This is a genomic window from Alistipes sp. CAG:268, assembly GCA_000434235.1.
GTDB lineage: Bacteria > Bacteroidota > Bacteroidia > Bacteroidales > Rikenellaceae > Alistipes > Alistipes avistercoris.
The window spans coordinates 41,434-48,654 of the sequence record FR892007.1 but is presented as its reverse complement, the minus strand read 5'-3'; the positions used below and the strand labels follow the sequence as shown (position 1 = coordinate 48,654).

Sequence of the window (7,221 nt, the reverse complement as noted above, 5' to 3'; positions counted from 1 at the left end):
CGACGCTCATGTGGGCGCGCACGCTGTCCTGCGTGTAGTCGCGCAGCGAGATGCCGTCGATGAGGATCTCGCCCGAGGTCGGGTCGTAGAAACGCGGCAGCAGTTCGCTCAGGGTCGATTTCCCGCCGCCCGATGGCCCCACCAGTGCGACGGTCTGTCCGCGGCGGATTTCGAACGAGATGTCGTCGATCACCTCGCGCGTGCCGTCGTAGGAGAAGTGTACGTGGCGGAACTCGATCTTGTCCCTGAGTCCCTTGAGTTCACGGGCGTCGGGCTTGTCCTCGATCTCGGGTTTGGTGTCGATGATCGAGAAGATGCGCTCGCCGGCGGCGATGCCCTGGTTGATGTTGGCGAACTGGTCGATGAAGGTGCGGACGGGGCGCGTGATCTGCGAGAAGATGGCCACGAAGGCGATGAATCCGCCCGGGTCGAGCGCGCCGCGCGAGACGAGCGCACCGCCGAAGACGAGGATGACGCCCACGGCCGTGATGCCGAGGAACTCGCTCATCGGCGAGGCCAGCTGCTGGCGCCGGGCCATCGAGAGGGTGAGACGGGCCAGGTCGGCACTGATGTCGTAGTATTTCTGCTTGATGTACTCGGTGGCGTTGTAGCTCTTGATGACCTTGATGCCCGAGAGCGATTCGTCGAGCGTCGAGACCATCTCGCCCATGCGTTTCTGGTTGGTGCGGGCCGGGTGGCGGAGCCGCTTGACGATGTTGCCGATCAGAAGGGCCACGAGCGGCAGGAAGAGCACCGAGAAGATGGCCAGCTCCCACGAGATGGCGATCATCATGACGATGTAGCCGACGATGAGGAACGGCTCGCGGAACGAGACCTGCAGCGTATTGGTGATGCAGAACTGCACGACGCCGACGTCGGAGGTGATCTTTGAGATGATGTCGCCCTTTCGCTGGTCGCTGAAGTAGCCCACGTTCATGTCCATCACGCGCGAAAACATCTCGTTGCGCATCTTCTGGAGCGTGCGGGTGCGCATGTTCTCGATGGTCCACGAACCCAGGTAGCGGAACAGGTTGCTCAGGAAGCTGATGATGATGGCGACGGCGGCCAGCAGGAGCAGTACGTTCTGGCGGTCGTAGGTGTCGAACAGGTGGGAGTAGGTGTAGTTGAAGAGCGTGGTCAGGTACTCCTGGTTCAGCTCCACGGGCGGCAGTTTCTCCACGTATTCAGTCGAGAAGCCGTCGTCGAACATCGTGTTCAGGATCGGGATGATCAGCATGAACGTCAGTGAGTTGAACAACGCGTAGAGCAGGGAGTAGATGCCGTACGGGATCGCGTATTTCTTGATCGGCCGGGCGAAGCCCAGCAGCCGCATGTAGGTTTTGAACATTCCGTGCGAGGGGTTTGGTTACGCCAATTGTCGGCGCAAAGATATGAATAATAACCCGAAAACCGAAATAAGTGTGAAATTTCGGAGAATCGGCCCGTCTTCCGGAACAGCGCAGTCAGGCTTCGGGTCTGTAGCCCGTGTCCTCGATCCAGCGGGACGGGTCGTTGGCCGCAGCCACGGCCAGCGTGTCGCAGCGGTTGTTCTCCACGGTCTCGGCGTGCCCCTTGACCCAGACGAAGCGGACCCGGTGGCGGCGGTATACGCGCAGGAAACGCTGCCAGAGGTCGGGGTTCTTCTTCCCGGCAAACCCCTTCTTCTCCCAGCCGAAGACCCATCCCTTCGTGACGGCATCGACGACGTATTTCGAGTCGGAGTAGAGGGTGACGTCCGACCCCTCGAACTTGAGCGCTTCGAGGGCCACGCAGACGGCCGTGAGTTCCATGCGGTTGTTGGTCGTCAGGCGGTAGCCCTGTGCGAGCTCCTTGCGGTGGGGGCCGGCGAGCAGGACGGCTCCGTAGCCGCCCGGGCCGGGGTTTCCGAGGGCCGAGCCGTCGGTGTAGATCGTGATCTGTGGCACTGTGCGCTTCTCGATGATGCGGTTGGGTAATGAGGCCGGTACTTCGAACCCCTCCTTTGCGGGGAGGGGTTCGATGGATGCCTGACGGCGGAACCGGCCGTTCCGCCGCCGGAATGGCCTATTTCAGGGCGGCGAGCTGTTCGCGCAGGGCGGCGATCTTCGCCTCGGCGTCGGCCTGCTTGGCCCGCTCGTTGGCTACGACCTTCTCGGGGGCCGACTGTACGAAGCGCTCGTTCGAGAGCTTCTTCATCACCGAGGCGAGGAAACCCTCGTAGTATTCGAGGTCGTGCTGCAGCTTGGCCCGCTCGGCTTCGGCGTCGATGCGTCCGGCCATCGGTACGAAGTACTGCGTCGTCTTGACCAGGAAAGCCGCGGCCGTCGGGTCCTTCTCCGTGACGGGGACGATCTGCGAGAGGTTGGCCATCTTCTGCAGCACGGGGGCGTATTCGGCCGGGTAGTTCTCGTCGGCGATGACGTGGAGCGCGAGCGCCTCCTTCTGCGGAAGGTTCTTCTGGTTGCGGATGTTGCGCACCGAGGAGATCACCTCTTTGGCCAGCTCGAAGCGGGCGAGCAGCGTCTCGTCGGCTTGGCACGGCTCGGGCATCGGGGCCACGCAGATCGAGGCTCCCTCGGCGCGGGGTGCCAGCGCCTGCCAGATCTCCTCCGTGACGAACGGCATGAAGGGGTGCAGCACGCGCATCAGGGCGTCGAAGTATCCCTTCGTGGCCTCGAGCGTCGCGGCGTCGATGGGCTGTCCGTAGGCCGGCTTCACCATCTCGAGGTAGAGGCCGCTGAAGTCGTCCCAGAAGAGGCGGTAGGCCTCCTTGAAGGCCTCCGAGATGCGGTATGAGCGGAACTCCTCGGCGATCTGGCGCAGCGAGCGGCCCAGCGCCTGGTCGAACCAGGCTGCGGCGAGGCGGTTGTTCTCGCTCTGCGGGATGCCGGCATCCATGGCCCAGCCGTTCACCAGACGGTAGGCGTTCCAGATCTTGTTGCCGAAGTTGCGTCCCTGTTCGCAGAGCGCTTCGTCGAACATCACGTCGTTGCCGGCCGACGAACTGATGAGCATCGCCATGCGCACGCCGTCGGCACCGTAGCGGGCGATCAGGTCCAGCGGGTCGGGCGAGTTGCCCAGCTGCTTGGACATCTTGCGGCCGATCTTGTCGCGCACGATGCCCGTGAAGTAGACGTTGCGGAAGGGTTTGTCGTTGCGGTACTCGTATCCGGCCATGATCATGCGGGCCACCCAGAAGAAGATGATGTCGGGGCCCGTGACCAGGTCGTTGGTCGGGTAGTAGTACTCGATCTCGCGGTTGTGCGGGTTGCGGATGCCATCGAATACGGAGATGGGCCACAGCCACGACGAGAACCACGTGTCGAGCACATCCTCGTCCTGACGCAGGTCCGAGAGCTGCAGCGACTCGTCGCCGGCCTTCGCGCGGGCCTTGGCGAGCGCCTCTTCGGGCGTCGGGGCCACGACGAAACCTCCCTTGGGCAGGTACCAGGCCGGGATGCGCTGTCCCCACCAGAGCTGGCGCGAGATGCACCAGTCCTTGATGTTCTCCATCCAGTAGCGGTAGGTGTTCTTGTATTTTTCGGGCACGAAGCGGATGGCATCCTCCATGACGGCCTTCGTGGCCGGCTCGGCCAGCTCCTTCATCGAGAGGAACCATTGCATCGAGAGCTTCGGCTCAATGGCCACGCCCGTGCGCTCCGAGTAGCCGACGTTGTTCGTGTACTCCTCGGTCTTCTCGAGCAGCCCGGCGGCTGCCAGGTCGCCCTCGATCTTGCGGCGCACGTCGAAGCGGTCCTCGCCGACGTACATGCCGACCTTGTCGTTGATCGTGCCGTTGTCGTTGAAGATGTCGATGGTCTCCAGCCCGTACTTCTCGCCGAGCATGTAGTCGTTCACGTCGTGGGCCGGGGTGACCTTCAGCGCACCCGTACCGAACTCGATATCGACATACTCGTCGCGGATGACCGGGATTGAGCGGCCGACGAGCGGCACGATGACGCGGGCGTCGGCCGGGAGATCCTGGTAGCGCGGGTCGTTGGGATTGACGCAGAGCGCCGTGTCGCCCAGGATGGTCTCGGGACGCGTCGTGGCGACGACGATCACGCGGTCGGAGCCTTCGACCTTGTAGCGCAGGTAGTAGAGCTTGCCGTGCGACTCCTTGAAGACGACCTCCTCGTCCGAGAGGGCGGTCTGTGCCGCGGGGTCCCAGTTCACCATGCGCACGCCGCGGTAGATCTTGCCCTTGTCGTAGAGGTCGCAGAAGACGCGCAGCACGCTTTCGGTGCGGGCGTCGTCCATCGTGAAGCAGGTGCGGTCCCAGTCGCACGAGGCGCCCAGCTTGCGCAGCTGCTTGAGGATCACGCCGCCGTATTTCTCCTTCCACTCCCAGGCGTAGCGAAGGAACTCCTCGCGCGAGAGCGACGACTTCTCGATGCCCTTTTCGCGCAGCATGGCCACGACCTTGGCCTCGGTGGCGATCGACGCGTGGTCCATGCCCGGGACCCAGCAGGCGTTCTTGCCCGACATGCGGGCCCGGCGCACCAGCACGTCCTGCAGCGTGTTGTTGAGCATGTGTCCCATGTGGAGCATGCCGGTCACGTTGGGGGGCGGGATGACGATCGTATAGGGTTCGCGTTCATCGGGTTCCGAGTGGAAAAGTCCGCGATCGACCCAGTAGTCGTACCACTTGGATTCGATCTCCTGCGGCGCGTATTTGTCTGCGAGTTGCATAGGGATATGTAGGTTTTGCTTGTTTTCGAAGAGGCAAAGTTATTAACAATCTGTCAAAGTTAAAATAAAATAGATGAAAAAACGTTACCTTTGCGACGTTATCATCCGAATACTATGAATAAAAAAGATAAGATTGAAGCCATCGAAGTAGACGACATGAACCTCGTGCCCGAGCTCCTGGACGGCAAACATCGTGTCATACCGATCGTTACCGGAGGTGACGAGACCATCGAGCAGGTCGAGGTGCCGGAGATCATTCCGATTCTCACGCTGCGCTCGTCGGTGCTCTTTCCCGGGGCGATCACGCCCATCACCGTGGGCCGCGACAAGAGCATCAGCCTGGTCCGTGCGGTGAATGCCGAGGGGGGCATGCTGGGCGCCGTCCTGCAGCGCGAGAGCGATGTCGAAGACCCTGCGCCGGACGACATGTACAAGATCGGAACTGCGGCGCGCATCATCAAGATCCTCGAGATGCCGAACGGCAACCTGACGGTGATCCTCAACGGTCTGGAGAAGATCGAGATCACCGAATACATCGCCACGGAACCCTATTTCAAGGCCCGCGTGACGGCGCTCCGCGACTCGACGCCCGACGTGAAGAGCATCGAGTTCGAGGCCCTCGTGGACTCGATCCGCGACGTGGCGCTCAACATCATCAACGTCTCGCCGTCGATGCCCAAGGAGGCGGCCTTTGCCATCAAGAACATCGACTCGAAACGCGGCATCATCAACTTCATCTGCTCGAACATGGAGCTCACGGACGAGGACCGTCAGGCGCTGCTCGAGGCTCCCGGCCTGCTGTCGCGGGCCCGCAAGCTGCTCGAGATCCTGATCCGCGAGCAGCAGCTGGCCGAGCTCAAGAGCCAGATTCAGGAGCGGGTCAAGCAGGAGATCGACAAGCAGCAGCGCGACTACTACCTCCAGCAGCAGATGCGCACGATCCAGGACGAACTGGGCGACGGCGCCGATGCCGACATCGAGCGCATGCGCGAGGAGGCCAAGAAGAAGAACTGGCCCAAGGAGGTGGGTGAGACTTTCGAAAAGGAGTTGCAGAAGGTCGAGCGGCTCAACCCGGCCGTGGCGGAGTACTCCGTGCAGATGACCTACCTGCAGCTGCTGCTCGAACTGCCGTGGAACGACGTGACCAAGGACAACCTCGACCTGAAGTGTGCCCGCGAGCAGCTGGACCACGACCATTTCGGGCTCGAGGAGGTCAAGGAGCGCATCCTCGAACACCTGGCCGTCATCAAGCTCAAGGGTGACCTGAAGTCCCCGATCCTCTGCCTCTACGGCCCTCCGGGCGTGGGCAAGACCTCGCTGGGCAAGTCGGTGGCCGCAGCCCTGGGCCGCAAGTTCGGCCGCATCTCGCTGGGCGGCCTGCACGACGAGTCGGAGATCCGCGGACACCGCCGCACCTACATCGGTGCCATGCCGGGTCGGATCATCCAGACCATCAAGCGCTGCGGGTCGTCCAATCCGGTCATCATCCTCGACGAGGTGGACAAGGTGACGGTCTCGAACCACGGCGACCCGTCGAGCGCCCTGCTCGAGGTGCTCGACCCGGAACAGAACACCACCTTCCACGACAACTACATCGACATGGAGTACGATCTGTCGAAGGTGCTCTTCATCGCTACGGCCAACAACGTGGGCAATATCGCCCCGGCGCTGCGCGACCGTATGGAGATGATCAACATCCCGGGCTACCTCGTGGAGGAGAAGGTCCGCATCGCGCTGGACCACCTGCTGCCCAAGCAGCGCGAGGCGCACGGCATCAAGGAGCACGAACTGACGATGACGCCGGCCGTGGTCGAGCATGTCATCGCCTCCTATACGCGCGAGGCGGGTGTCCGCTCGCTCGACAAGCACCTGGCCAAGATCGCCCGGGCCCGGGCCAAGCAGATCGCCTTCGACGAGGCCTTCACGCCCGAAGTCTCCGAGAAGGAGGTCGAGAAAATCCTCGGCATGCCCAAGTTCCTCCGCGAAGAGTATGAGGTGGGCGGCATGACGGGTGTCGTGACGGGCCTGGCATGGACCGAGGTCGGCGGCGATATCCTCTATATCGAGTCGTGTCTGACGCCCGGCAAGGGGCGCCTCAGCCTCACGGGCAACCTGGGCGACGTGATGAAGGAGTCGGCGACGATCGCCCACGAGTGGGTGATGGCCCACCACAAGGAGCTGGGTATCGATCCCAAGATGTTCGAGACGAACGACATCAACATCCACGTCCCCGAGGGGGCCATTCCGAAGGACGGTCCTTCGGCCGGAATCACGATGGTCACGTCGCTGGTCTCGACCTACACGGGACGCAAGGTCCGCGAGCGCATCGCCATGACGGGCGAGACGACCCTGCGGGGCCGTGTGATGCCCGTGGGCGGAGTGAAGGAGAAGATCCTCGCAGCCAAGCGGGCCGGCATCACGGAACTGATCCTTTCGGAGGAGAACCGCAAGGACATTGCCGAGATCAAACCCGAGTACGTCGAGGGGCTGACGTTCCACTACGTGCGGACCAACGACGACGTGCTGCGGCTGGCGCTGGAATAACCGGCT

General features: G+C 62.7%; 4 protein-coding genes. 1 reads left to right on the top strand and 3 read right to left on the bottom strand.

Annotated features, from left to right (window positions below; translation table 11 throughout):
* From QZL63_RS07730 to QZL63_RS07720, 3 genes are all read right to left on the bottom strand, one after another.
* Positions 1-1,348: ABC transporter ATP-binding protein (locus QZL63_RS07730; RefSeq protein WP_290586432.1), on the bottom strand; the 1,348-nt coding region annotated here is incomplete at its 3' end.
* A 115-nt stretch (positions 1,349-1,463) separates the two neighbouring features.
* Positions 1,464-1,925: a ribonuclease HI gene (gene rnhA / locus QZL63_RS07725; protein WP_022308750.1), complete on the bottom strand. Its 462-nt coding sequence runs from the start codon at positions 1,923-1,925 to the stop codon at positions 1,464-1,466.
* 118 nt (positions 1,926-2,043) lie between these two features.
* Positions 2,044-4,671, bottom strand: coding sequence for a valine--tRNA ligase (locus QZL63_RS07720; RefSeq protein ID WP_022308749.1), 2,628 nt, complete (start codon positions 4,669-4,671; stop codon positions 2,044-2,046).
* Between the two features lie 114 nt (positions 4,672-4,785).
* Here QZL63_RS07720 and lon point away from each other — a divergent pair, with 114 nt between their 5' ends.
* Complete coding sequence (lon, locus tag QZL63_RS07715; RefSeq protein WP_290586429.1) at positions 4,786-7,215, top strand: endopeptidase La; 2,430 nt, start codon at positions 4,786-4,788, stop codon at positions 7,213-7,215.
* The last annotated feature ends 6 nt before the right edge of the window (positions 7,216-7,221 follow it).

What these genes read in the sequence shown, in the direction of transcription:
- QZL63_RS07720 (WP_022308749.1), bottom strand. Translation starts at nt 4,671, where the DNA reads ATGCAACTCGCAGACAAATACGCGCCGCAGGAGATCGAATCCAAGTGG.
- lon (WP_290586429.1), top strand. Translation starts at nt 4,786, where the DNA reads ATGAATAAAAAAGATAAGATTGAAGCCATCGAAGTAGACGACATGAAC.